The sequence below is a fragment of the Vibrio sp. Vb1574 genome (assembly GCF_033338675.1).
Genome location: NZ_JAWOTC010000159.1, coordinates 1 through 1,569, shown reverse-complemented (window position 1 = coordinate 1,569; position 1,569 = coordinate 1). Strand labels below are relative to the sequence as shown.

The window sequence follows — 1,569 nt, the reverse complement described above, 5'->3', positions numbered from 1 at the left end:
ATTTAGAAAATAGATGTGTTGGCTTTCATATTCTATGCTTTAATAGTGAGAAGCTTTTAGCAGATACTAATAAAAAAGTTAGACACAAGGAGTGGTGGACATGAAAAAATGGCTTTTTCTGTTACTGTTTTTAGTGTCTGGCGTTTCTTTTGCTAACGATCTCCCTCCCCTTCCAGGGAAAACAAGCACGTCTCCTCACAAACTCTTTATCTCGAGTGAAAGTTACCAAACCGACAGCTTTGATGTATGGAATATTGATGGTGGCTACGCCTATGAACTTTTTGATTCTGTTGACCTTTATGTAGGTGCGCGAGTCAATAACTCTCCGACTCAAAACCAAAGCGGCTTTCTCAGCGGGATCAGCTACCACTTCAATGATCGTGTCACCGTAAAAAGTACCGTAAGATCTTACAAATCTGAGAATAGCAACGGCATTCAAACCGAAGACAGTAGCCTCGCTGCTGAACTTTCTAGCCGCGTGAAAATTACCGATAAGTTAGACCTTCACGCGACGTTGGATTACCAAGATTGGCAACAAGGCTTTGAGGTAGGTTTAGGTTTCCGATTCTAAAAATCGAGTGCTTCTTTTGAAATCAACACCCCATTCCAATCGGCATAAACATGATGTTTTGGTTGAACAATTTGGTTCAGCATCGTTAACGTCACGTTGACTTCACCCACACCACGCTTTTCCGTTTTAAACGGGCATGTACCCAACGCTTGCACTCCTATGTCCATTTGCGACATTTGTGCCACATCACGCACCGCTCCGTACACGATGATACCTTCCCAACCATTTTCGATACCGAGTATCGCCAGCTGATCACCAAGCAGCGCTTTTTGGCAGGAACCGTGTCCATCAACAATCAAGACTTTGCCAGTGCCATCCTGTTCTAGAACTTCACGTACTTTAGAATTATCGTGATAGCAACGCACTGTGACAATTTCGCCATGAAAGGCGGTACGTTGACCAAAGTTCTGTAGTGGTAAATTTAGCAACGTCACTTGGTCTTCAAATTGATCACAAATATCTGGTGTTATGTCTCTCATATTTCCTCCGTGAATTTGCTCGCTCGGGCATAACCCCAACGAGAGATATCCTGTTATACGAGCCTGTCGTTAATTTTACCTAGCCAATGTTTTTTGCTCGGTGCCGCGCACGCAACTAAGTAAAGATCACCATCTATCACATAGTAAATGGCATTTTGTTGAAACACTTTTGCCAATCGCACAGCCTCTTCTAATGATATATCCGCCGCAAAACTCTCTTCACACCATTCAAAGCAGCGATCACCTACGTTAACGAGCACGTAATTCGCGTGTTTAAGTTGTTTTTCTAACTCTTGATTACTTATGCAGTTCTCTTTCTTTGACCGCAAATTACTGTAGGGGTTCCAAGCAGTTATCACCGCATAACTTGACGTATGCCATTCAGCCTCAAAATGAAAAAAAGATTCTGAATAAGCATTCCATAACGATACATCTATGTTCGTATTACTTTTTTCTATCATAAGTCTTAAACGATTAATAACAGTTACATTTCATCAATTGATATAAATCAACAAACTG

Annotated in this window: 3 protein-coding genes; 1 reads left to right on the top strand and 2 read right to left on the bottom strand. The window is 41.5% G+C overall.

What is annotated here, in order from left to right; all coding sequences use genetic code 11:
* The first annotated feature begins 100 nt into the window (after positions 1-100).
* A complete protein-coding gene (locus R7O12_RS24405; protein ID WP_318126617.1) occupies positions 101-571 on the top strand; it encodes a ribonuclease regulator in 471 nt (156 codons plus the stop codon).
* Here the strand turns inward: R7O12_RS24405 and R7O12_RS24400 are convergent.
* Both R7O12_RS24400 and R7O12_RS24395 read right to left on the bottom strand, forming a co-directional pair.
* Positions 568-1,050 (bottom strand): putative 4-hydroxy-4-methyl-2-oxoglutarate aldolase, encoded by a 483-nt coding sequence (locus R7O12_RS24400; RefSeq protein ID WP_005460676.1) that lies wholly within the window; start codon positions 1,048-1,050, stop codon positions 568-570. The two genes, R7O12_RS24405 and R7O12_RS24400, sit on opposite strands and share 4 nt — an antisense overlap.
* Before the next feature lie 53 nt (positions 1,051-1,103).
* Complete coding sequence (locus R7O12_RS24395) at positions 1,104-1,511, bottom strand: DUF3293 domain-containing protein (protein ID WP_318126616.1); 408 nt, start codon at positions 1,509-1,511, stop codon at positions 1,104-1,106.
* Positions 1,512-1,569: the final 58 nt, after the last annotated feature.